Source organism: Arcobacter sp. F155 (assembly GCF_004116455.1).
Classification (GTDB): Bacteria; Campylobacterota; Campylobacteria; order Campylobacterales; family Arcobacteraceae; genus Halarcobacter.
In genome coordinates this window covers 108696-134951 of the sequence record NZ_PDJU01000009.1, presented here as the reverse complement: position 1 = coordinate 134951, position 26256 = coordinate 108696, and the positions used below count along the sequence as shown (strand labels likewise).

Genomic DNA, 26256 nt, shown 5'->3' with positions numbered 1-26256 from the left:
TTCAGCATTAGGTTATGACAAGCCAATGAATGTTTATTTAAATCAGATGAAAAATGTTGCATAACGATACAGAGATAGGTGGAATTTAAATTACGAAATAGTTGTCTTGACTTTTAGTGGCATTATAGATTTGAGTTATTTATTGCTGTATAAACTATATTTATTGAATCTTTTTCAACAAAGTCTAGAGCATCTTTACCTATCATTTCTTCTTTTGAATAACCTAGCAATTCAGGTGCTACATCATTTACATTAATGCACTTTTTATTTAAATTATAAATAATTAAACCTTCTATTGTTGAGTTGAATAAGGCTTCAAAAGTTTCTAGTGTATTTCTTTGTTGTTCTTCTAGTTCCTTTTCTAATTTTTTTTGATTAGTAATATCAATTCCAACTTGAACTTTAATTAATTTGTTAGAATTATTACTTTTCATGATTCTATCACTAAATAAATAGGTTTTTCTATTCAAATTATTTTTATGTTCCCATTTATATCTGTGATTTAATTCTACTTTTTCCTTAAAGTTTGTTGGACATTCAATACAAGGCTCATTCCTTTTTTCTAGTGCTGAAAAACATTTTTTACCAATAATATCACCAAACTCTTCTTCACCTTTTTTATTTGTATATAATATTTTATAATTCTCAATATCTATTGCATAAACTAATGCATCTATTTCATCAACTATGGAATCAAAAGAATTCTTAAGTAAACTCTTTGGCATAATATTTACTTATTATACAGCAAGAGTAGTTTCCTGCTTTTTAATTTGTTCTCTTTTGAACTCTTTATCATTTACACTTTCCACAATCATTTTTGCAATATCATCTGTTTGTACTGCTACATCATGGGTTTGAGTTGCAATTAATGCATTTTGTTGTGTTTGTTGATCTAATGAGTTAATTGCATCATTTATTTGTTCAATACCTAATCTTTGCTCTTGACTTGCCATTTCAACGTCAGAAATAAGTTTAGTAGTATTTGAGATACTATCATTTAGTATTTCGTAACCTTTTATCATATCATCGGTAATACTTTTTCCAAAATTTGCTTTTATAGTAGCATCTTCAACTAAATCTTTAATCTCTTTTGCTGCCTCGGCACTTCTATTAGCAAGATTTCTAACTTCTTGTGCTACAACCGCAAAACCTTTTCCCGCTTCACCTGCTGTTGCTGCTTCAACTGCAGCATTAAGTGAAAGAATATTTGTTTGGAAAGCTATTTGGTCAATAATTGAAATAGCTTCATTTATTGAAGTTACTTTATTATTTATTTCATCCATAGCTTCAGTTGTTTGGTTTGCTAATGAGTGCCCATTTGTTGCTGCACTTGTCAATGATTTTGCATAGTCTGACATTTTTACTACTGTTTCAGTATTATTAATTATGTTTCCTGTAATCTGTTCTAATGCTGCAGCTGTTTCCTCTAATGCAGCAGCAGCTTCATTAGAATTAACATTTAATGTATCAACATTTTTGATAAGTACATTTGAACTTTTATCTAAAGTAATTCCATTTTTTTCATTTTCTATTAACATATCAGTAATAGATAGTCCTAAACCATTTACTCCATTTGCAAGTTTTAGTAGATGTTCTTTTAATCCTTTTTGGTCTATTTTATTTAAATAATTATATTGACTATACTGTTCAAGGATAGTTAAAACATTATCAATATTTCCCTCTAGGTTTGTAGCCATTTTATTTAATACTTCTTTTAATTGCATTAGAGCAGGATTATTTACTTTCATATGTAATCTTTGACATAAATCCCCTTGTTCAAACTCAGTAAGAACATTAATAGTTTCATCAATAAGTTTTCTATCTTCTTCTATTGATTCTTTTGTAAGAAGAATATTTTTATTAACTATTTTTGCCATTTGACCAAATTCATCTTCCTTCGTATCTTTTAATAGTTCAGTGTCTTTTACTTCTCTATTTAAATATTTAAAAAAGCTTATAAGTCCATTTTTAAAATCATCTAATGATGAAATGATCTGTTTAACTATTAGTGTTGATATCAAGATAAAGGTTATTGTAAAAAATAAAGATAATAGAGAAAGAACAATTATCATTGTACTAATAGACTCTTCTTTTAATTCTATTGCGCTTTTATTAATTTGAATTAAAAGCTTTTCTAGTTCTAGTCCAGATTTAGTCATATTTTTAATTGCTAAAGAGTAATTATTAGTATTAATATCTTCTGTTTTTATTTTAACAACAAGTTGAAAATTCACTAAATATTCTTGAAGAGTTTTTATGATTTTATTTGATAGTTCTTTATTTTCTTTTTGACTTAGAGAGTCTCTGAAAGATGTAATATTTTCATTTAATAATTTTAAACTTTCTAGAGCATCTTGAGATTTTTTTTTGTCTTCAGTAGAAAGAAACTGATAAACTAATATTCTTGTTTTAAGAATATCTTGAATGAATATTTCCGTTTTTAAAGCTGCATTATTTCTTTTTTCTGATATGCTAAAATAGTAATTAAAGGTTATCGAAAATATAACTACTATTAATATGAAAAGTACAGGGAAAAAGATTAGCTTTCCCTTTATATTGAGGTTTATTGGCATTATTTGTTACTCCATGATTTTTGACGAATAGTATCTTATATTATCTTATCTTATAATTAAAAAATAATAATAATTGTAAAAAATTATGAAGTTTGGATTTGTATTTTTTATAAGTTGAGTTTATTTGAAACTTTATATTTAGAGTCAAATATTATATTGTCCTTTTTTATAAATATATAAAATACTTGTAAATATTATCTAAATAATTTTTATCTTTCTATCAAGATATATGACTTATTAAGTGTGACGTGCCTGTGACAAAAAGAGAGTATAATTTATTAAATGATTTTAAAGGACTGACAATGATAGTATCAAATACAGTGACTCAAGTAAATACTTATACTCAACAAAGTACAGCAACAAAAAAAGAACAAAGCTCAAATTTTGAAAAAGAGTTAGAGAACAAGGAAGATATAGAAGCTCAAAAAGCTAAAACAGAAGAAATACAGTTTAAGAAGATAGATAGAATGTCATATGATTTTATAAAAAATCTAGATATTAAAAAAATTGATGAGATATATAGTGATTTATCTGAAGATGAAGTTAATAAATTAGCAAATTTACATCATATTTCAAACATGAGTGAAAATGAAGTTTTAAATAAAACATTATTTGAAGAAGCTAAGAAAATGGCACCTAAAGAAGCTGCTAGCTTTTATTTTCAAAAAGCAAGTGAGCAGTATCATTATAAAACTACAGGAATAGGTCAAAGGTTTGTAGTAAATTCAAATATGTTTAGTCAAAGAACTGATGGAAAATTTGAATTAAATGAAAATATGAAGAAACTTATACCTTCTGAATATAAACTTTCTCATAACGAAGCTTTTAATATGTTACTTAATATGATAAGTAGTTCAGAGGAAGGTATTGAAAATGCAAAAACTGATGAAGTTAGAAAGCAGTTTGAAGAAGTCAAGTATGAATATACAGATATTTTAAATAAATACAATCAACAAATAAGAATCAATATGACTACACCAAATATTCATGCCTAAAAGTAAAAGGTAAAACTACCTTTTACTTCTACTATTTTTTAGGATAAGTCATCTCTTCTGGTTTAACATACTTGTCAAACTCTTCTTCACTTAGAAGTTTTAACTTAATAGCTTCTTCTTTTAAAGTTGTTCCATTTTTATGAGCTGTTTTAGCTATAAGTGCAGCATTTTCATATCCAATATATGGATTAAGTGCAGTTACTAGCATCAATGAATCATTTAGATATTTTTCTATGTTTTTCTTATTTGGCTCAATTCCTACAGCACATTTATCGTTAAAGGCAAGCATAGTATCACTTAGAAGTTTGATTGATTGTAAGATATTGTATGCAATCACAGGCTTAAATACATTTAGCTCGAAGTTACCTTGTGAGGCACTAACTGAAACAGTTGTGTGATTTCCCATAACTTGTACAGCAACCATAGTCATAGCTTCACTTTGAGTAGGGTTTACTTTCCCTGGCATGATAGAACTTCCTGGTTCATTTTCAGGAATATTAAGCTCGCCAATTCCACATCTAGGACCAGAAGCTAACCATCTAATATCATTTGCTATTTTCATAAGATTTGAAGCAAGAGCATTTAAAGCTCCACTTAATACAACTTCTCCATCATGAGCTGTTAGGGCATGAAATTTATTTGGATGAGATTTAAATTTATATTTTGTTTTTGTCTGTTTATTTAGTACTTTACAAACTCTTTGTGAAAATTCTGGATGTGAGTTAAGTCCCGTACCAACCGCTGTTCCACCAATTGCTAGTTCACAAATATATTTCATACTATCATCAATTTGCTCTAAAGCTTTATCAAGCATATCAACATAGGCACTTAATTCTTGTCCTAAAGTAAGTGGCGTGGCATCTTGTAAGTGAGTTCTTCCTATTTTTACTATATTGTTAAACTCTTTGCTCTTTTTCTTGAATGTCTTTTTTAAAGTTTTAATAGCTGGAATTAACTGTTTTTGCAATTCAAGTACAAAAGAGATTCTCATTGCAGTAGGGTAGGTGTCATTTGAACTTTGTCCCTTGTTTACATCATCATTTGGATGTACAAGTTTCTCTTTTCTAAAATCACTTCCTAAAATCTCTGTAGCTCTGTTTGCAACTACTTCATTCATATTCATATTTGATTGAGTTCCAGAACCTGTTTGCCAAACTACAAGGGGGAAGTTTCCATTTAGCTTACCTTTAATAACTTCATTGCAAGCTTGTTCTATAGCTTTACATTTCTTATCATCAAGTCTTTGAAGTTTGTTATTTACTATTGCGCAAGCTTTTTTTAAAAAGCTAAAACCTTCTATAACTTCACTTGGCATTGTTTCATTTCCAATAGGAAAATTTTCTATACTTCTTTGCGTTTGAGCAGCCCAATACTTATCGTTTGGTACTTGCATTTCTCCCATAGTATCTTTTTCAATTCTATAATTTTTCATCTACAATCCTTTTTCAAGATAAAGTTATTATATCATAGATTATCATTTAATTTTAATAATTAATATCAAAAAGATGTGAAAAAAAAGAGAAGTGTTACAAAGTGAAGTATTCTTCACTTTGTAAGGAGTATTAGATAGTTCTCCATTTAGCTGGTCCAGTCGTATGAATAGATGTACCTTCTGTATCAACTGCAACAGTTACAGGCATATCTTTTACTTCAAACTCATAGATAGCTTCCATTCCCATCTCTTCAAATGCAAGAACTTTTGCATCTTTAATAGATTGAGAAATTAAATAAGCAGCACCACCAGTTGCGATTAAATACATAGATTTGTACTCTTTGATTAAATCAATAGTTGGTTGCTTTCTTTCAGCTTTACCAATCATACCCATGATTCCAATTTCCATCATGTCTTTAGTAAATTTATCCATTCTTGTAGATGTAGTTGGTCCTGCAGGTCCTACTTTTTCATCTCTTACTGGATCAACTGGTCCAACATAGTAGATAAATCTGTCTTTTAAATCAACACCATTTGGAAGTGGTTTACCAGCATTTTTGTACTCAACAATTTTTTTATGAGCAGCATCTCTTGCTGTTAAGATTTTTCCAGATAATAATAGAGTATCACCTGATTTGTATTGAGATAGGTTTTCTTTTGTTAAATCTTCAATATTTACTTTTTTAACAGTATCCATTGGCAATTCTAAGTCTGGCCAAATATCTAAATCAGGTTTATTAAATTTAGCAGCACCATTTCCATCTAATTCGAAGTGAATGTGTCTAGTTGCAGCACAGTTAGGAATCATTGCAACTGGTAAAGAAGCCGCGTGACATGGATAATCTAAGATTTTAACATCAAGAACTGTTGTTAATCCACCTAGACCTTGTGCACCAATACCAATTTTGTTGATATCTTCATAAAGTCTTAGTCTTAACTCTTCTAAAGCATTTTGAGGACCTCTTGCTTTTAACTCATGGATATCAACGTGACCCATTAAAGCCTCTTTTGCAAGTAGCATTGATTTTTCTGGGTTTCCACCAATACCAATACCTAAGATACCAGGAGGACACCATCCTGCACCCATATTTCTTACATTTTCCATAACCCAGTCATAGATTGAGTCAGATGGATTTAATACAGCAAATTTAGATTTGTTTTCACTTCCTCCACCTTTAGCTGCAACTGTAATATCAATTTTATCAGAGTTTGCATCTACAGAGTAGTGGATTACTGCTGGAGTATTATTTTTAGTATTTTTTCTTTCACCTGCTGGGTCAGATACAACAGAATATCTTAATGTATTATCTGGGTCAGTATAACCTTTAGCAACACCTGCATTTAATACATCTTCTAAATCTCTTGAAATATCTAAATCAGCTTTTAAACCAACTTTGATGAAAATATTTACAGAACCAGTATCTTGACATAATGGTCTATGTCCCATTGCACACATTTTAGAGTTAATTAAAATTTGTCCAATTGCATTTTTTGCAGATTCAGACTCCTCTTTTTCGTATGCTTCAACCATTCCTTTTACAAAATCTTCTGGATGGTAAAAAGAGATGTATTGACAGGCATCTGCAATACTATCGATAATATCATTTTCAGTAATTTTTCCCATATTCTCAAAACCTTTTCATTAAATTTAAAATAGATTATATCGAATATGTGTTTATTAAAAAGAATAAAAAAGCAAATAAACTACCTTTCCTTAGGGGAAAAGTTACGCTTATTCACAAATTATTTATTTATATTTAGCTTTATTATGGTTTTTACACCAGTGTAGTCTTTATCTTCGTAATTATAAGTAGAGTTTTCCATTAGAATTTGACCATGCATATGTTTTACAATAATCTCTTGACTCATATAAAGTCCAATTCCAGTGCCTTGTGCAGGTCCTTTTGTTGTAAAGTATGGTTCAAAGACATGTTCTAAAGTCTCTTTTTTTATTCCACCTGCATTATCTAATATTTCAATTATTAGATGTTCATCTTTTTCAAAAGTTTTTATAAAAATAAGTTTTCTTTGTTCATTACTTATTTTTATAAGTTCATCCCTTGAGTTGTTTAAAATATTTATAAGTACTTGTACCAACTCTGTTTGTATTCCATAGATTTGAGTATCGCTAATATCTTTGATAACCTCTATTTGATGGTTTTTAAACTGTACTTTTATAAGATTAAATGTATTTTCAAAGGCTTCATCTATAGTAAACTCTTTCTTTACTTTATTAGTAGAAAAGAAATTTCTAAAATCATCAATTGTTTTAGATAGGTATTGAGTTGATTGGTTTATATATTCTAGGTTGTCGTTAAACTCTTTATCACTTAAATCTCCAATCTCTCTTTTTAGTTTCATTCCTGTTGCTGCAGTTGAAATTAAAGATAAAGGTTGTCTCCATTGATGTGCAATATTTCCAATCATAGTACCAATAGCTGCCATTTTTGATTGTTGAGCTAAAATATTTTGTTGATTAGTTATTTCTTCTAGGTGTTCTTTTATTTGATTTCTATATTGTGCAAATCTTGTTTCTAGGAACTTTGAAATTCTAACTGATAATACAAGTAATAAAGTAGTTAATGATAAAGACAAAAATAGAAGTTTATAAAGGTCTTCTTCAAATCTTTTATCTAAAACTTCTTTTTGTATCTTAATAAGTTTATTTACATCTTCTTGGTAAAAGCCTATTCCCATAGCCCATTGCCAGTTTTGAATACCTCTTATATAACTTGTTTTTGTAGCTTCTTTATTTGTAAGAGGTCTAATATGAGTATAGTCTAAATAAGCAGTTCCTTCTTTTCTTGCAATATTTATTATCTTTTCAATAGTTTTATATGCTTTTTTATCATAAATATCAACTGCATTTTTTCCTATTAGATGTTTGTTTTTATGTGCCAAATAGTTTGAGTTGTAATCAAGTATAAAAATATAGTTGTTATCACTAAATTGTTGATTTGCAATATATTGTAAAACTTCTTTTTGAATATCACCTTCAAAGTCTTCTACATATTCACCAGTTCCTATATACCAGTCATATGGCTCAAATCTTTTATTGAAACCTATTTTTTCATATTGGTTTTTCATATCATTTGGTTTATGATAAGACCATTTTAGGAAGCTTTCATCTTTATTTTCAAGACTTTTAATGATATTTCTAGTTAGATATTTACCTTCACCATCTTTAAAGTTATAAAAGCTACTTCCTTCAAGATGTTTTGCTACAGGTAATAAAATGCATTCATAATCAAAAGAATAGATAAAGAAATATCCTCTTCCTTCATTGAACCTAATATTTCTAATAGCATCTTTTATCATCTTTTGAACAACTTCTTTTTTTAGATGCTTATTTTCATTGTAAATATTCATAGCAATACTATGAGCTTCATTTACTCTTTGTTTTAGATTTTTCTTTAATTTAATCTCTGTTGTTTTTTGTTCTTCTAAAATAAATCTATAAATAGTATCAAGTTGATTTTTTACATCTGTTCTATTTCTTTGAACATACTCTTTTTCGATTAAATCTTTTTCTTCAATAAATGCACTTTTGTAATTTATATATAAAGTAAGTGAGATAATAACAGATAAAGAGAGGATAAAAACAATGGGTCCATATTTAATTATATTTAAAATGAGTAGTTCATTTTTATTATTCATTTAACACCTTTTTTCTACACGTGATTATATCTTAAATAATAAAAAGAAAAGTAAAATAAAAGAGCAAAAAAATGCTCTTTTATAATATATAATATTAAAATTTATCAGCTATTTCTTTAACAATTTTTCCTAGTTTTTCTATTGAACTAATTTCTACAGACTCTTTATTTGAATGTGGATTAAAAATATTTGGACCAATAGAAGCTAGTTTCATATGAGGAAATTTATCTTTAAAAATAGCACACTCTAGACCTGCATGAATTGCTTCAAGTGAAGCAGAAGAATCATAAGTTTTATAAATATCTAAAACCTCATTTGTGAACTCATTTATATCAGGTTTCCATGCTGGATATTTTCCATCAGTTTTAACTTCAAATCCAAAGTTTTCAAGTAGGGCTGTTGTCTCTTTTTTTATAGTTTCCAAGTTTTTATTATCCATTGATCTTGCACTTAGTTCTACATCAATAGAATTAATATTTGTAGTGATTTTTGCTAGATTTATTGAGTCTAAAACTACATTTAAATTTTCATCATAAGCTCTAACTCCATTTGCAAATGTATAAATGAAAGTAGTAATATCACTACTCCAAATATTAAAGTGTTCACTTTTAGTATCTATTTTCTCTATACACACAAAATCTTCATTAAAATTTTTTGGATAAGACTTAAGGGCTACTATTGCCTTTACATTTACAGGGATTGAATTTATTCTCTCACCTGCATTTATGTCTAATAATAAACCACTATTTTCTTTTACAAGTTCTCCAAATAGTTTAATTGCATTTGGTCTATTTTCATGGATATTTACTCCACTATGACCACCTGGAAGATTTGAAACTTTCACTTCATATAGTTCATAATTATCACTATTTTTTATGATTTCTTTGTTAGAAGTTTTTCCAAAAATATCAACTCCACCTGCACATCCAATACAGATTTCACCTTCTTCTTCACTATCAATATTTAACATATATTTTGCGTTTAATTTATGCTCTAAATTGTTAGCTCCAATAAGTCCAATCTCTTCATCACTTGTAAATAAAAACTCACAATCATAATCTTGTGACATAAGACTTAACATGTATGAACATCCAATTCCATTGTCTGCACCAAGTGTAGAATTCTCTGCTTTAAAAAATCCATCTTCTTCAATAATTTTTGGAATATTATTGTCAATTAGACAAACAATATCATAGTGATTTTGAATACATAAAGTTGCTTTTGAATCTTGTTTTTTACATAAAATATTATTGTAATTATCTACTAAACATTCATAATTATACTTAGAAGAAAACTCCTTAATATAAGAGATAAAATCATCATAATTTCCACTACATCTATTTAAGGCTGTTATCTCTTTAAAAATATCTATTACATTATTCATGTTATTAAACCTTTTTTTCTTTGGATTATATCAAATTGTATTGAATTTAAGATAATTTAAAAGTAGAAAAAAGCTTGATTTTAAGCTCTTTATAAACAGATTTTAATATGATAAAAATTATTAAAAATAGGGGAATATAAATGATAATTGATTATAAAGATGTGAATGATTTAAATAGGTATAAAATCATGTCAGATACTGTTGTTCCAAGACCAATTGCTTGGATAGTTACAGAGGATGAAGGAGTTGTAAATGCAGCACCATTTTCATATTTTATACCAATTTCAAGTAATCCAGCAACACTTATAGTTGCCATTGGACAAAAAGAAGAGGGCGTTCCTAAAGATAGCTTAGCAAATATTTTAAAACATAAAAAAGCAACTATCTGTTTTGTAAACAAAGATAATGTAGATAAAGTAAAACTTAGTGCTAATATGTTAGATAAAGACCAAAGTGAGGTTAGTGAGTATGAAATTGATGTTGAGAAACCATTAGAGGATTTCCCACCAATGATAAGCTCAACTCAAACAGCACTTTTCTGTGAGCTTTATGATGTAGTTAAACTACCTGGTAAAACTACTCCTTTAATCTTAGAGATTAAAAAGCAGTATATAGAAGATGATAGAATAAATGAAAAGTTCCATGTAAATGTAGAAAATGTAGGAAGAAGTGGAATTTTCTTTAAAGCTATGGTTGACTTATAATTTAGTTAGAGCAAGGCTCTAACTAAACTTTTTCCCTTCAAAATTATTTTTACTTACACTATTTACTACTTCTTGTGCAATACTATTTGTTTCTTTAGCAATGCTATTTGTTGTATCTGCAATTGATGCATTTTCTTGTGTAAACTTATCAAGCTGTCCCATTGCATCAGCAATTTGTGACATTCCTATTGTTTGTTCTTTTGCTGCATTTGATACATCATCGATTAAAGCATTTGTATGTGTAATCTTTTCTTCTAATTGATTAAATCCTTCAATCATCTTACTACTGATTTCTTTACCATTTGTAGCTCTTGTAGTTGCAGACTCAACTAGGTCTTTTATCTCTTTTGCTGCTTCAGCAGACCTAGAGGCTAGATTTCTAACTTCTTGTGCAACAACGGCAAATCCTCTTCCTGCTTCACCAGCAGTAGCTGCTTCTACAGCTGCATTTAGTGAAAGAATATTTGTTTGGAAGGCAATTTGGTCAATAACTGTAATTGCTTCATTAATAGTATGTACCGTCTCATTTATTTCATCCATTGAATGAACAGTATTTGATGCTAACTCCTTACCTTGATTTGCAGAATTTTTAGTATCATTTGAGATTTTTAGCATCTCTTGTGCTTTTTGACTTGTACTTTCAATGTTACTTGTAATTTCGTCAATAGAAGCAGCAGTCTCTTCTAAACTTGCAGCTTGTGATGTTGCATTACTACTTAATGTTTGAACACTTGCTGTTAATTCATTAGAGCTAGCTTGTAAAGAAATACCGTCTCTTTGACTATCTTGAAGCATAGATATAATCATTCTATTCATCTCAATAAGCTCTTTACCAATTTTTCCAGACTCTTCTTCATTTAGTTTCGCAGTAAAATCTCTTTGCGTATATTTAGCTAAAACATCACTAATTTTATTTAAGTCTTTACCTACTAAACCTTCAAGATTATTAAGCATATCATTTAGTAGTGATTTTAATTCATTTAATGAGTCATTAGAAGTAGAAGAATTAATTCTATCTTCTAAGTGTCCATCACTTACTTTATTTACAATTGATTTTACATCAGATATTAGTTTGTTATCTTCATCAATACCTTTTTTTACTTTCTCTATATTGGTATTAATATCTAGAGCCATTTGCCCAAATTCATCATTTGAAATTAAATCAATCTCTTTAGTAGAAGAACTCTCTTTATTTAAGTAGTTAAAAAATGATTTTAACCCTGAACTAATAAGGTTTAGATTTGATTTTAATTTTCTAATACTTAAGTAAATAACAGCTGCAATAATTAATAAACCAAATAAGGCTGCAATAATAGAAAAGTTTCTTAAGAAGATAGCTAAAGCTAGATATTCATCTTTAGGAGCTAATATAACAAAAGTCCAATGATATCCTGTATTTCCTATTTCAAAGGCTTTTGCATAATAGTAAGACTCTTTTCCCGTATTTACAGACACCTTATCGAAAGAACTATCTTCACCCTTGTTTGATTTAGAAAGAAGAGTTTTATATTCAGTATCATTCTTAGTAACTTCAAGTATCTCTTTTCCTAAAAATTCTTTATTTGGATGTCCTAATACAATTCCATAGTGATCTAGTAAGAAAGTATAACCTGTTTCATAAACTTTTTTAGAAGAAGAAAGTTTTACGAAAGTATCTAGAGCAATTTCTGCTCCAATAACTCCAACATAATTTCCATCTTTATAAAGAGGAATCCCAATTGTTGACATTAATACTTTTTTACCATCAATAGGATAAAGATAGGGTTTTGTTATAAATAGCTTACCTGCTTCTTTGGGTCCTTTTATCCAACCATTCTCTTCATTGTAATCTGCTGATTGTTGAAGAACAACTTTCCCTTTTGCTCTTGTAACATAAGGAGAAAACTCTCCATCTTTTGTATACCAAGATTCAGGAGCATCTACTCCTTCTTGTTTAGGGTTAAAAAGAACTGTTTTATCTTTCATCCCCCACCAAATACCAAGAAGTTGCTCATTTTCACTTAAAATTGAGCTAAGCATTGCAATAGTCTCTTTTTCATGAAGTTTTTTATCATGATTAATTGCTTCTTGAAATTTAGATCTTAGTGCTTGAACAATTTTAACTGATAGATTTACTTCTCCTTCAACTTTTCCTGCAAAATTACTCGACATCTCTTTTACATACTCTTTTGCACTTGATTGGGCAGTTTCATATGAATATTTAGCAATAAAGAAGATAGTAATTGCAAAAACTAGGATTGTAGTACCTAAAACTTGTAATAAAAGCTTATTTCCAAAGCTTCCTTTTTTTGAACCTTTATTTAACATAATACGACCTTTAAAAACAACTTAAATAATTATAACACTAAAAAGTATCATTTTAGTAGCAAAGTAATATAAAAGTTAAAAATATTATAAAAAAATATCGAATAAATTATTTGTTAAAAATATTTCAAAATGTTATAACAATTTGAGATAGTTTTAAGGTTTTTTATGTATAATTTCGACCCTCAAAAAATAAAACAGGAGAAAAATTGAGAATCACAATTTCAAATAATGAATTTAATGCACTACAAAAAATATTAGCTCAAAACGATATGACTTTATATAATAGAATCAACGAAGAGTTTCAAAAGTCAATGCAATCAAGAACAAAAAAGAAAATAAAAGCTACGGTAAAAGCAAATAATATAAAGAAAAAAAGAAGTAAAGAAGCTGTACAAAATGCTGTAAATATCTTAAGATTAGAAAATAAAAGTATCACTGTGTATAGTGTTGCAAAAACAGCAGAGATAAGCTATAACACTGCTAAAAAATATAAAGACTTCATTCAAGCTCAATAGAGTAAAAAAATCAAATAAATTATAGAATAAACCTCTTATTTAGAGGTTTGTTTTTTCTTTCAAAACATCATAATAATATGAAACAAGGATAAAAGTTAGTAGGTTAGTTTCCCTAAAACTAGGGAAACTAAGAGGTCTTATTCAACTATTTGATGTAACTTACTACATTTTGAAAGGTGTAAGTCCATTCCTGACATATCTTGAATGATATCTTCAAATGAATGGAAGTGTGCATCATAAACATAAACAAATATCTCATCACCTTTTTCTAAGAAGTGAGTTTTACCAAAGTCTGAATATGCTGTTGCACCAGCAGCTATTAAAAGACCTTTGTAGTTGTTTATATCTTTAATAAATGGTTTTAACTCTTCTAATGGTCCCATATCTTCTTGAGTATTGAATTTATCAATCATCCAGTCTTTTAACTGATTAAAGAAGTATGAGTATGATTTAACAGCACTAACTGTACCATAGTCTCTTAAGATACCATCTCTTCTAATAAAAGAAGCAATATGATATTTACTTAAAATACCATCTTCATCAAAGTTATCAACTTCGATTAAATCATCGGCAATACCTTTAGAGTTTGCTCCCCAGTTTTTCTTTGTACTAAGTTTGTTTCCATCTTGAATTCTATTTGAACAGTCATTAAATGCACCAAAAAGCTTTGGTTTAATATCTACTAACTTATCATTTTCATATACAAAATCACAAAGTAAGGCTACTTCAGCTTCAACTTGTAAATGTTCAATATCGTTGTGGTTAATAACATCCGTACTAATCGGATATTCTCCTAAAAAGCTATCATGATTTGGAATATAAAAAGGAAAAAGTCCTTTTGGAGCATCTTTCTCTTTTGTTTCAATAACAGAAAATTCATCTGCCTCACCAGCTTCACCTAAGTGGTTTGCAAAGTTTCCTGCAACACCAAACCCTAAATAATCTTTTAACTCTTCTAAATTTGCTTGGTTTTTATTCATATTTGTACCTTTTGTTTGTTAATAGTTGACAATAAGTTTTTATTAATTTGGATTGATTATTTAAGTGAGGGTATTTGTGAAGTTTACAGGGTAGTTATATTGTCTGATGTTCTACCTGGAAGTAAATCTTTCCTCACTGAACTTCATGAGTTTGACCTTGACTAATAGTTTCATTTTTTTGTCCTTAGTTAAAAATAGATAAGAAGATTACTCCTCTTATCTAAAAAGTTTAATTAAATTTATTTTCTAAATATTTCTATTAAGAAAAGAATCTTTTCTCAACGTCATCTAGTAATTTAGCACCAGAGTACTTAGCTCTTTGTACTAATTCCCAGAAGTATCTATATGTTGCTCTATCGTGTAACTCACCATCATATTGGATTGGTCCCCACTCAGCATCTTGTGCAGCTAATAAAATGTTTTGTGCAGCTTCTAACTCAGTAAAGTCTGGTTTCATTGCATCAACGATAGCTTGTACTTGTGTTGGGTAAATTGACCACATTCTCATGAATCCAAACTCGTTTCTAGCTCTTTCAGCATCTTTATAAGTTTGATATGGGTTTTTAAGGTCTAATGTTACGTTATGACAAGGAATAACATGGTTTTGGATAGCAGCTTGTGCAACTCTTGCTTTAGCAGCTCCAATTAATCTATGGTCAAATTGACCTGGGCTTCTCATGTTAATTGCAGGAATAGCACCTTGGTATCCTGATACAAAGTCCATTAAACCAAAGTCTAATACTTGTAGCCATGGTAATGTAGCAATTTTTTCTACATCTTGTAAAGCACCATGAGTTTCAATTAAGATATGAATTGGAATCTCTCTTGAAATACCAGCTTTTTTAGCTACTTCTTGAATATACTCAACTTGAGTTTTTACATCTTCATAAGAAGTTGATTTTGGTAATGTAATATATGCTAATTTTTCACCAGCACCTGGTACAAGAATATCAACATCTTGTCTCCAATCTGGATGAGAGAAATCGTGGATTCTAGTTCCAGCCATTGCATATGGGTTGTCTTCAGAGTTAACAACTCTAACAATCATTTCTGCATGCTCAACTTCTTTACCAGTCTCAGCTCCATCTTCACAATCACAAGTGATATCAAAAACAGGTCCAAGTTTTCTTTGCATATCAAAACCTTTTTTGATTAGCTTTTCGCTTCCTGCAAAGTGCTCACAAGTAGGAATAATCGGTAAAGATTTTCCAGATTCAAATAGTGCTTCATTAGGGTGTGTCATTTTATATCCTTTATATCAAGTTATATTTATTTTTTTGTTTTTTTCTTTGGGATTACAACAGTGTAATCTAAATCAAGTACTACATTTTTTAAGTACTTACCATCTTCACCTTTTGGTGATTCAATCTCTTCAGGTTTTTGATTTTTAACAGCAATTGTTCTTAATCTTAATAAACCAATATCATCTCTTTTATGATCAATAGTATCAATCACTTCCGTATATGCATAGATAGTATCTCCTGCATATGTTGGGTTAGCATGAGCTCCAGAGTTAATAGCATACATCCATTGTGCATTTTGTAAACCATTAAATGAAATTGCTCTAGCCATAGAGATAACAATTCCACCATACATTAATCTCTCTCCCATAGGAGTAGATTTCATCATATGGTCGTTGAAGTGAACCTTCGCATTGTTTTGGTATAACTTAGTTGCTAAAGTATGGTCACTATTATCAACTGTAATACCTTCTGGGTGATTTAGTCTTTCACCTTTTTCATAATCTTCAAAGAAGAAGTTTCCACCAGATGCGTTAGTATCAACACATTTGATTTGAGGAATATTGATTTCATCCAAAATAGGAGTTGACTCTTTAAACTCTGGAATCTCTTTGATACCAGTAGTTGTAGTCTTGTCCTTTTTATGAACCATAACCCATCTTTTGAAGTTAAGTACTTCTTCACCTTTTTGGTTTACACCAATAGAGTGAACATATACAACTCCAGACTTTCCATTTGAGTTCTCTTTTAATCCAATAACCGTTGAAGTCATTGAAACTGTATCTCCAATGTAAACTGGGTTTGGAAATGAAATCTCTGCATAACCTAAGTTAGCAATAGCATTTAATGAAATATCTTGCACTGACTTACCAAAAGTCAAGTGAAAGTTTAAAGTATCATCGATAGGTCTCTTTTCATATCCCATCTCTTGTGCTACTACATCTGAAGAGTGTAAAGCAAATCTAGAACCAGTGAATGCGATGTATAAAGATACATCTCCTTCACTTACTGTTCTAGGAAGAGGGTGTACTATTTTTTGTCCTATAGAAAAATCTTCAAAAAAGTTTCCCATATTTATCTTATTAGACACTTACTTCTCCTTATTTACCAAATAGGTTTTGACCTAATGATTTATATGTCTCATAAAGAGTAATCATTTTTCTAGCCCATTTAATTCTAGAACCATCAACAAGCTTGTTGTTATGCATAATTACTTCTTTACCTTGTTTTTTAGCTTCTTCGTATTCATTAATCATTGCTTCATAATCTTCAACTTCTTTTTGTTTAGGAGTAAAGATATCATTGATATACTCAATTTGAACTGGGTGAATCAGTGATTTACCATCAAATCCTAAGTTAAACGCATCTTTAGTTGAATCTTCACAAGCAAACTCATCATGAACATCAAAGTGTGGTCCATCAATAACAGTTTTACCATATGCTTTTGCAGCAAGTGCAATTTGCGATAGGTAGTTAAACATTGCTTTTGAACCTTTTTTGATATCAATATGAAGTCTGTTAGCTAACTTATTTGAACCAACAACTACAACTTCAACTCTTGGACTTGCTGCACAAATCTCTTGGATATTTAGTACAGATAGTGGAGTTTCAATCATAATCATTAATGTTAACTCAGGGTTAACTTCATCAATTAATTTAACTGCTTCTAGTACATCTTCTTTAGTATCAATTTTAGAGAATAGTAAAGCATCAAGCTCAATCTCTTTTGCTAATTCTAAATCTTTTTGTAAATCTTCACTTCCTAGGTTATTGATTCTTAGGATTCTTTCAGACTCACCGAACTTACAACCTTGGTTTTTATAAACATCTCTAACAACTTCTCTACCAACTTCTCTTTGCTCATGTAAGATAGCTTCAAGGTCGAATATAACGCTGTCTGCAAGTACAGATTTAGCTTTTTCTACGTTATGTTTATTGTATGACGGTACGAATAACATAGATCTTCTAGCTTTATATTCAATTACTTCTTCACCTCTTGCATGTGCATTTTCAAGCTCATGTAGATTTTTTACAAGTTGTTTTCTAAGAACTTTACCATTCTTAGTTCTTGGATAATCAGCCATTGCAAAGATTTTCTTTGGTGCTTTGTATTTAGCAAGATTATCTTGAGAGAATTTAAGAACCTCTTCTTGTTGAGCTTCAGTTAATTCTTCATGTCCAATTACAGCAATCGCCACTAATGTTTTATCTTTAGCTAAGTCAAATCCAAATGCTACACAATCTGCTACTAAAGGATGAGTTTTTACAACTCTTTCAACTTCGTGTGGAGATACTCTAAATCCAAATGTGTTGATAATATCATCTTTTCTACCAATGAACCAGATATAACCATCTTTATCTCTTTTTGCATAATCTCCTGTAAAGAAGTATCCATCATGCTTAGCTTTAGATGTTTCATCTTCAAGTTGCCAGTACTCTAAGAATAGACCTGGATCATCAATACCGATACAAATCATACCTTCTTCTTCAACACCAACTTCTTCTAGTGTATCTGGGTCAAGTAATTTAACTGTGTGACCTGGTTGAACAAATCCAGCAGACCCTGGTCTAATTGGATTATTTACAGAGTGAGAAATATAGTATGAACACTCAGACATACCAATTGCTTCAAAGATATCTTGTTTAAATCTATCTCTCCATAACTCAATCATCTCAGTTGAAAGGTGCTCACCAGCAGACATACAATATCTTAATGATGGACAATCTTCAATTGTGAAGTCAGTCTTTTGAATGATTTGTCTATAAATCGTTGGAACACCAATGAAAATAGTACAATTGTGTTTTTTGATTAAATCAACCCACGTTCCAGCGTCATTTGCACCTTCATATGCAATAACAGTGTGTCCATTAAATAATGGATCCATTAATGCTGAACCTAATACATATGTCCAGTTGAACTTACCAGAGTGCATGATTCTATCATTCTCTTTAAAGTTAAACCAATATTCAGTAGCAGGAGTTCTTCCAACTAATGATCTATGTGAGTGTAAAACACCTTTAGGGAAACCAGTTGTTCCAGATGTATATACTAAATATGCAGGCTCACCAGCTTTTGAGTTATAGTGATTAGGCGTTTTATCTGTATTTTTTAAGATTTCATTTAACGCGTAAACATTAATTCCCTTAGGCTTTTTTAAATCTTCAACACTATCAGTTGCAGCAACGATAATTGTTTTTAAGTTATCACAGTTTTCTAAATATGGAACAAGGTTCTCATACATAGAAGCTGATAATACAATTGCACTTGCTTGTGAATCTTCTGCTAAATATTTAACTTCTGAACCACTTAAAAGTGTAGATGTAGGTACAGCGATAATACCTGCTTTAATTGCTCCAAAAAATGAAATTGGGTATGCTAAAGAGTTTTTTAAACAAACTAAAACTCTATCTCTTGCACCAATTCCAATAGATGTAAGGAAGTTACAAACTTGGTCAGATTTTTCTGATAAATCTTTATAAGTTATCTCATCAGTCCCTAATTTATCATCTTCGATAATCATTGCTGTATTATTTTCATTCTTTGTACCAAGGTGTGCAGATGTACAAGCAACACCAATATTTAAAAATTCTGGTACTTCGATTTCAATAGTTGAACTCATTTTTGACTTCCTTTCTTAGATTAGACCGTATGGCCAGTTTTCTTTAAATGTGTGTAAAGGCATTCTATTTAATACATTTACTGCAAATGCTTCATCTTCTTTAGAAAGACTATTTAATGCATAAGCTCTTAATAGGTTCTGTAAAGATTTACCAAACATTGGTGGATCTAACATTTCACCTTTGTATCTAATTGCACCAGATAATAGTGCATCAGCTTTAATAGCTTCTTGTAAAATATCAACATCTTTTGCAATCTCATTTGGAGATGGAGTAAATGCAACTTTACAAACATTAATGTGATTTGGAGTAATAACTTGTTTACCTGTTAATCCCATTGCAGTTTCTCTTTTAGCGTGAGCATAAACATGTCTTGATGCATCATCACCATGTAAATCTAACCATCTTCTGATATCTTTTTTCTCAACACATGAATCTGGTAAAGAGTTTGGTGTTAATAATACTTCAACCCCACCAATTACACCTTTACCTTTAACTCTTGCTTCCATAGTAAGAATGTTAAAGAAAGTCTCTAACTCATCAATCCATCCCTCAGGAGTGATTTTATAAGCCATTGCTTTAGAGAAATCGTGAATACCAAATACTACGTGTTTAACTGTAGAGTGGCTCATTAATTTGTCTGCAATTTGTAAAGATTTTGGGTGCTCAATAATTGGTTGAATTTGTAAATTACTTCCAATTGAAACTAACCATGAAGATAAGTCTCTAATCTCTGCATCTCCATATACTTCTCCAGCTTTTGCTAAAACGATTGCATCAATATACTTATGCACTTGCTTTAACATTTTTAAATCCTCTTCATACTCATCTGTTCTGAATGGATTAATTCTTATAGCTATTTGGAAATCTCTCTCTGGGAATTTTGGTAATTCTTCGATTAAAAGTTTTCTTGACATAGCTTTTTGTCTACAACCATCTTCAAGGTCAAATAAAACAGTGTGAGCTTTTGTTTTATAAGCATGCTTTTGTAATCTAAGCTTTGCTTGCTCCATTGTTTCATAGCTTCCATCTAATGGATTGAATTTGATTGGCGGATAATATATTTGAATTCCTGGCCAGTGTCCACCTAACACAGGAGTTAAATCATCATTTGCTGTTAGTTTTGATAAATCTACAACTGATGCAGTCATGATAGTACCTCTTCTTTTTTATTTTATTGAAGAATTTTCAATAATTTTTCAGACTATTTATTCTTCTGACACTGAAATTAATCCATACATTTCATAAGTGAAACCAAAAGAATTAAACTAGTTATTTATTTTAAGCAAAAAATAATAATTTGTCAATAGCCCATGAAATAGGCTTATTAGAATATGTTCAGAAAAAAGTTGCATATAGTGAGAAAATTTAAAAAAGTTGTCACAGATAGTAAAATATTTTTTTCAAAATTTGTTACCTAAAATGTAACGAAAATATATATTTGGTGACATTTTCCTACTTTTAAATACAAAAATGCTAATATAACAGCCTTAATAGAAATGACTAGGAGTAGAGTTGGTACAAAACAATCGAAATAAATCTTTGTCAAGAGGACTTAGAATTTTAAAAGAGATTATGATTGCCACTAAACCTTTAACTGCAAATACATTATGTCAAAAACTTGTTATTGATAAAAGTACAATGTCAAGACTTATTACAACACTAATAGATGAAGAGTTTATAGAGTATAAAGATAATACTAAAGAGATAATTTTAAGTGACTTCATGCAAAATATTTTAGAAGATGAAGATAGAGATAGAATTGTAGAGAAAACAAAAGCAATCTTAGAAGAGATTCACGAGGTTTCAAATGAGTGTGCATACGTGGGTGTATTAGAAGAGGGTGCTGTTTTATATTTAAATCAAGTAGATAACTCAAATAGGGTTTTAAAAACTAGAAACTCTGTTGGATTAAAAACTCCACTTCATACAAATGGTTTTGGTAAGATTTTATTAGCCTTTTCAGATATAGAAATAAAAAATTTGAAGTTAAAAAAACATACAAGTAATACAATAACTTCTACAACAAAACTTCAAAAAGAGTTAGAACTAATTCAAGAAAGAGGTTATGCAATAGGAAATGAAGAACATGAGTTTGGATTGCGGTCTGTTGCAGTACCATATTTTAATAAGAAAAATAAACTAATTGCAACAATTGGTGTATCTGGACTTTCTGTAAGACTTGATTTAGAGACACTACATAAAATAGGTCAAGAGATATTTTTAATAGTAAATAAGCATAATATCTAAATAGATACTATGCTTAAAAAGGGACTTCTAAAGAACTGTTCCTTTGTTGTTTGATAAATATTCATGCGCTAAATAAGAACTTCTAGCATATGGTGTAGAGTGTACAAAAGAGAACCCTAACTCTTTTGCAAGTTTTTTATATCTATCGAATTGATCAGGGTGAACAAACTCTTTTACTTTTGCATAATCACCACTTGGTGCTAAATATTGACCAATACTTAAAAATTCACAGCCAACTTCTCTTAGGTCTTTAAATACTTGAACCATCTCTTCTTCTGTTTCTCCCAGACCAACCATTAATGCAGATTTTGTTTTTATTTTATTTCCACCAAGCTCTTTTAATCTTCTAAGAACATCAAGTGATCTTTGATATGTTGAACCTTTTCTAATTTTATACATTGATGGAACTGTTTCAATATTATGCCCAATAATCACAGCACCTGAGTCAACAACTTTTTGTAAAGATTCATCTTTTGCTTGAAAATCAGGGATAAGTATTTCAACTTGAGTATCTTCTGTATTTTTTAATATACTTTGTGTAACTTCATAAAAGTGATTTGCTCCACCATCTTTTAAATCATCTCTAGCAGGACTAGTAATAACTACAAATTTTAATCCTAGTTTCTGAACAGATAGTGTAATCTTTTCTACTTCTTCTTGATTTACGTAACCATTAGGGTTTCCTGTTTTTACATTACAGTATTGGCATCTTCTAGTACATAAGTCACCTAAAATCATAAATGTTGCATTTTTCTTTGCATAACACTCTGAAATATTTGGACACTTTGCTTCTTGGCAAATTGTATGTAATCCATGTTCTCCAAGTAAGGCTTCCATCTCTTTTTGTGCATGTGGCACAAGTTTTTTTCTTAACCATTCTGGTTTTTTGAAATCAACTTTTTTTCTTGGTGTAAGTTTATTTTCTGCTATAGTCATATTTATCCTTTAGTAGCTGATTTTTTTTAGCAATCTCTTCTTCTGTTAATTCACTATGTTCTAATTCAACATTAAATGTCTCATTAAATGCTTCGATTAGTAACACACATGCCTTATCAAATTCTAAATTTATGTCAAAATCTTCTAATGTTGTACCTATTTTCTCATCATACTTATCGTTTAGACTCTTTAATGGTATTGAACCATGTTGAAATATCGCTTTTTTGGTTCTTCTTTGTGCATTACCGCCAACTTTTTTTCCGTTTACAATAATGTCATATGCTTCAAAACCTACTTGACAAAATTCACTTTTTGATAAATCAATCTCTTCAATATCTTTAGCGTATCTTGCATCTAAGTTTAATTTTTTGTAAAAATTTATAATAAACGTACAAATGAACTCATAAGATTCTTTTATATTTAAACCCTCTAAAAGATTAACAGGTATAACTAATGAGTATGAAACATCATGTCCATGAAATAATACTCCACCACCTGTAATTCTTTTGGCATAGTTTTCGTTATATTCATCTTTAAAGCTATACATCTCAAAGTCTTGAGAAATACCAATAGTAAAGGATTTATCCCAATAATAAACCCTTAGTATTGGCAAGTTATTTTCTTTGTAACATGATAGTAATGCATCATCACTTGCCATGTTATTTTTTGCACTTGCTTTTGCCGATTTAATTACTCTAAATTTACTTTTTTTATCTTTCATATGTAAAGTCAACCCAAAAAGTTTATTTAAAAAGTCATAAAAAAATAGGTAAATTTTCTGACTCTTTTTTCCATTATATTTCTTTTTTTTATCATCAAACTTAAGTGAATATTACTAAAATTTTAATTAAGTAAAAATTAAAAATATTAAAGTATCATATGTTCATAATTCGACTTGACGGTACGAATAGCTACACAATTTTTACACAATGAACATATGTTCATTCAAAAACACTAGTAAATCTAGTAAATTCTTTACAAGGAAACGCAAATGTCAGATTTAAACTTAAATGATATTGATCCGGCTGAAACACAAGAGTGGATAGAGGCCTTAGATGCAGTATTAGAAACAGAAGGACCTAGAAGAGCACATTATCTTTTAGAAAAACTAATTGATAAAGCTAGAAGAAAAGGAACTTACTTACCTTTTAAGGCAACTACAGCATATTTAAATAGTATTGATGTAAACGATGAACCTAAAATGCCAGGTGATAGAGATATTGAAAAGAAAATCAGATCTGCTATCAGATGGAATGCAGCAATGATGGTACAAAGAGCATCTAAAAAGAACTTAGAGCTTGGTGGACACATCGCATCTTTCCAATCATCTGCTACATTATATGATGTTGGATTTAATCACTTCTTTAGAGCACCAAATGAAAAAGATGGTGGAGATTTAATTTTTTATCAAGGACATATTGCTCCTGGTATTTATGCAAGATCTTTTGTTGAGGGAAGAATTTCTCAAGAACAAATGGATAACTTCAGACAAGAAGCATTGGAAGATGGATTATCTTCATACCCACACCCAAAACTTATGCCTGAGTATTGGCAGTTCCCAACAGTATCAATGGGTCTTGGACCAATTCAAGCAATTTATCAAGCAAGATTCTTAAAATACTTAACAGATAGAGGAATCAAAGATTGTTCTGAACAAAAAGTATATTGTTATATGGGTGATGGTGAGTGTGATGAGCCAGAATCATTAGGTGCAATTGGACTTGCAGGTAGAGAAGGACTAGATAACTTAGTATTCGTTATTAACTGTAACTTACAAAGACTTGATGGTCCAGTAAGAGGAAACGGTAAAATCATTCAAGAGCTTGAAGGTAACTTCAGAGGAAATGGATGGAGAGTAGTTAAAGTAATCTGGGGAAGACATTGGGATGAACTATTAAGAAAAGATACATCTGGAAAACTTCTTCAACTTATGGAAGAGACTGTTGATGGTGAGTACCAAAACTTTAAACAAAAAGGTGGAGCTTACACAAGAGAGAACTTCTTTAATAAATACCCAGAAACTGCAAAATTAGTTGAAAATATGTCTGATGCTGAAATTTTTGCATTAAACAGAGGTGGACATGACCCATTAAAAGTTTATGCAGCATATAAAGCGGCACAAGAGACTAAAGATAGACCAACTGTAATCCTAGCAAAAACTGTAAAAGGTTATGGAATGGGTGAAGCAGCAGAAGGTAAAAATATTGCTCACGGTGTTAAAAAAGTTGACACTGATTCATTAAAACAATTTAGAGATAGATTCAGAATTCCAGTTTCTGATGAAGATTTAGAGAACTACCCATATTATACATTTGCTGAAGATTCAGAAGAAATGAAATATATGAAAGAAAGAAGAGCTGAATTACATGGAGCACTTCCTCAAAGAAGACCAAAGTTCACTGAAAAGCTTGAAATTCCTACTTTAGATAAATTCAAAGCTGTATTAGATGGAAGTGGAGATAGAGAAATTTCTACAACTATGGCATTCGTAAGAATCTTAAATGTATTAGTTAAAGATAAGAAAATTGGAAAAAGAGTTGTTCCAATCGTTCCAGATGAAGCTAGAACATTTGGTATGGAAGGTATGTTTAGACAATTAGGTATCTACTCTTCTGAAGGTCAACAATATATTCCTCAAGATAGAGACCAAGTTGCATACTATAAAGAAGATAAAAAAGGTCAAGTACTTCAAGAAGGTATTAATGAGCTTGGTGCTATGGGTTCTTGGATTGCAGCAGCAACTTCATACTCTGTAAATGATTGTCCAATGATTCCATTCTATATCTTCTACTCAATGTTTGGATTCCAAAGAACAGGTGATATCACTTGGGCAGCAGGTGACCAAATGGCTAGAGGTTTCTTAGTTGGTGGAACATCAGGTAGAACTACATTAAATGGTGAAGGTTTACAACACGAAGATGGACATTCACACATTATTGCTAATACAGTACCTAACTGTGTATCTTATGACCCAACATTTGGATATGAGCTTGCAGTTATCGTTCAAAAAGGTATTGAAAGAATGTATGGTGAAAACCAAGAAGATGTATTCTATTACTTAACAACATTAAATGAGAACTACAAACAACCTGCAATGCCAGAAGGTGTTGAAGAAGGAATTTTAAAAGGTATCTATAAGTTTAAAACTGTTGATGCTAAAGAGAACTTCAAAGTTAAATTATTAGGTTCTGGTTCAATTTTCCAACAAGTATTAGCAGCAGCTGATATTTTAGCAAACGAGTATGGAATCGCTTCAGATATTTACTCTGCTACTTCATATAATGAATTAACAAGAGAAGCACAAGACGTTGAAAGAAGAAACTTCTTAAATGTTGATGCTGAAGATGAGATTGCATATGTTGACCAAGTTCTTGGAAGTGATGATGAAAACATTATTATCTCTGCAACTGATTACATGAAATCATACTCTGAGCAAATTGCTCCATTTGTAAAAGGAACATTTAAAGCATTAGGAACTGATGGATTCGGAAGATCAGATAGTAGAGCGAACTTAAGAACGTTCTTCGAAGTTGATACTAACTATATTGTATTTACTACATTAGCACAATTAGCTAAATTAGGTAAAGTTGAAAAATCAGTTGTTACTGAAGCAATGAAAAAATACAATATTGATGCAAATAAACTAAACCCACTAAAAGCATAA

19 protein-coding genes are annotated in these 26256 nt (G+C 30.0%); 5 read left to right on the top strand and 14 right to left on the bottom strand.

Annotated elements, in window-relative coordinates; translation table 11 throughout:
• Positions 1–122: 122 nt before the first annotated feature.
• Together CRV03_RS10630 and CRV03_RS10625 are read right to left on the bottom strand one after the other, a co-directional pair.
• On the bottom strand, positions 123–725 hold the full coding sequence (locus tag CRV03_RS10630) for a PAS domain S-box protein (protein WP_129085118.1): 603 nt from the start codon (positions 723–725) through the stop codon (positions 123–125).
• Between the two features lie 12 nt (positions 726–737).
• Positions 738–2573, bottom strand: coding sequence for a methyl-accepting chemotaxis protein (locus CRV03_RS10625; protein ID WP_129085117.1), 1836 nt, complete (start codon positions 2571–2573; stop codon positions 738–740).
• 302 nt (positions 2574–2875) lie between these two features.
• On the opposite strand from CRV03_RS10625, the gene CRV03_RS10620 reads away from it, so the two are divergent.
• Positions 2876–3568 carry a hypothetical protein gene (locus CRV03_RS10620; RefSeq protein WP_129085116.1) on the top strand — a complete coding sequence of 231 codons (693 nt, stop codon included), beginning with the start codon at positions 2876–2878 and terminating at the stop codon, positions 3566–3568.
• Positions 3569–3599: 31 nt separating this feature from the next.
• On the opposite strand, the gene fumC is transcribed toward CRV03_RS10620, so the two are convergent.
• The 4 genes from fumC to CRV03_RS10600 form a co-directional block, all read right to left on the bottom strand.
• Positions 3600–5000 (bottom strand): class II fumarate hydratase, encoded by a 1401-nt coding sequence (fumC, locus tag CRV03_RS10615; RefSeq protein WP_129085115.1) that lies wholly within the window; start codon positions 4998–5000, stop codon positions 3600–3602.
• A 130-nt stretch (positions 5001–5130) separates the two neighbouring features.
• Positions 5131–6624 (bottom strand): fumarate hydratase, encoded by a 1494-nt coding sequence (locus tag CRV03_RS10610; RefSeq protein WP_129085114.1) that lies wholly within the window; start codon positions 6622–6624, stop codon positions 5131–5133.
• Between the two features lie 119 nt (positions 6625–6743).
• Positions 6744–8657 (bottom strand): cache domain-containing protein, encoded by a 1914-nt coding sequence (locus CRV03_RS10605; protein WP_129085113.1) that lies wholly within the window; start codon positions 8655–8657, stop codon positions 6744–6746.
• A 94-nt stretch (positions 8658–8751) separates the two neighbouring features.
• Positions 8752–10041, bottom strand: coding sequence for a M20/M25/M40 family metallo-hydrolase (locus CRV03_RS10600; RefSeq protein ID WP_129085112.1), 1290 nt, complete (start codon positions 10039–10041; stop codon positions 8752–8754).
• 140 nt (positions 10042–10181) lie between these two features.
• On the opposite strand from CRV03_RS10600, the gene CRV03_RS10595 reads away from it, so the two are divergent.
• Positions 10182–10745: a flavin reductase family protein gene (locus CRV03_RS10595; RefSeq protein WP_129085111.1), complete on the top strand. Its 564-nt coding sequence runs from the start codon at positions 10182–10184 to the stop codon at positions 10743–10745.
• Between the two features lie 18 nt (positions 10746–10763).
• Here the strand turns inward: CRV03_RS10595 and CRV03_RS10590 are convergent, their stop codons facing one another.
• Entirely contained in the window at positions 10764–13052 is a 2289-nt protein-coding gene (locus tag CRV03_RS10590) for a methyl-accepting chemotaxis protein (protein WP_129085110.1), read from the bottom strand.
• A 206-nt stretch (positions 13053–13258) separates the two neighbouring features.
• On the opposite strand from CRV03_RS10590, the gene CRV03_RS10585 reads away from it, so the two are divergent.
• Complete coding sequence (locus CRV03_RS10585; RefSeq protein WP_129085109.1) at positions 13259–13567, top strand: hypothetical protein; 309 nt, start codon at positions 13259–13261, stop codon at positions 13565–13567.
• Between the two features lie 137 nt (positions 13568–13704).
• Here the strand turns inward: CRV03_RS10585 and CRV03_RS10580 are convergent, their stop codons facing one another.
• The 5 genes from CRV03_RS10580 to CRV03_RS10560 all read right to left on the bottom strand — a co-directional run bounded on the left by CRV03_RS10580 (position 13705) and on the right by CRV03_RS10560 (position 20557).
• Positions 13705–14547, bottom strand: a complete 843-nt coding sequence (locus CRV03_RS10580; protein ID WP_129085108.1) for a DUF5718 family protein — start codon at positions 14545–14547, stop codon at positions 13705–13707.
• Between the two features lie 259 nt (positions 14548–14806).
• Complete coding sequence (locus tag CRV03_RS10575) at positions 14807–15790, bottom strand: CoA ester lyase (protein ID WP_129085107.1); 984 nt, start codon at positions 15788–15790, stop codon at positions 14807–14809.
• 26 nt (positions 15791–15816) lie between these two features.
• On the bottom strand, positions 15817–16878 hold the full coding sequence (locus tag CRV03_RS10570) for a MaoC family dehydratase (protein WP_258239063.1): 1062 nt from the start codon (positions 16876–16878) through the stop codon (positions 15817–15819).
• A gap of 10 nt (positions 16879–16888) precedes the next feature.
• Positions 16889–19408, bottom strand: a complete 2520-nt coding sequence (locus CRV03_RS10565; protein WP_129085106.1) for an aldolase/citrate lyase family protein — start codon at positions 19406–19408, stop codon at positions 16889–16891.
• A 15-nt stretch (positions 19409–19423) separates the two neighbouring features.
• Entirely contained in the window at positions 19424–20557 is a 1134-nt protein-coding gene (locus tag CRV03_RS10560) for a CoA ester lyase (protein WP_129085105.1), read from the bottom strand.
• Between the two features lie 364 nt (positions 20558–20921).
• Here CRV03_RS10560 and CRV03_RS10555 point away from each other — a divergent pair, with 364 nt between their 5' ends.
• Entirely contained in the window at positions 20922–21656 is a 735-nt protein-coding gene (locus tag CRV03_RS10555; RefSeq protein ID WP_129085104.1) for an IclR family transcriptional regulator, read from the top strand.
• A gap of 27 nt (positions 21657–21683) precedes the next feature.
• Here CRV03_RS10555 and lipA read toward each other — a convergent pair whose 3' ends face one another.
• Positions 21684–22592 carry a lipoyl synthase gene (gene lipA, locus CRV03_RS10550; RefSeq protein ID WP_129085103.1) on the bottom strand — a complete coding sequence of 303 codons (909 nt, stop codon included), beginning with the start codon at positions 22590–22592 and terminating at the stop codon, positions 21684–21686.
• On the bottom strand, positions 22573–23313 hold the full coding sequence (locus CRV03_RS10545; protein WP_129085102.1) for a biotin/lipoate A/B protein ligase family protein: 741 nt from the start codon (positions 23311–23313) through the stop codon (positions 22573–22575). The genes lipA and CRV03_RS10545 overlap by 20 nt, the downstream gene beginning before the upstream one ends.
• Positions 23314–23583: 270 nt before the next feature.
• Between CRV03_RS10545 and aceE the strand changes: the two genes are divergently transcribed.
• Positions 23584–26256, top strand: coding sequence for a pyruvate dehydrogenase (acetyl-transferring), homodimeric type (gene aceE, locus CRV03_RS10540; protein ID WP_129085101.1), 2673 nt, complete (start codon positions 23584–23586; stop codon positions 26254–26256).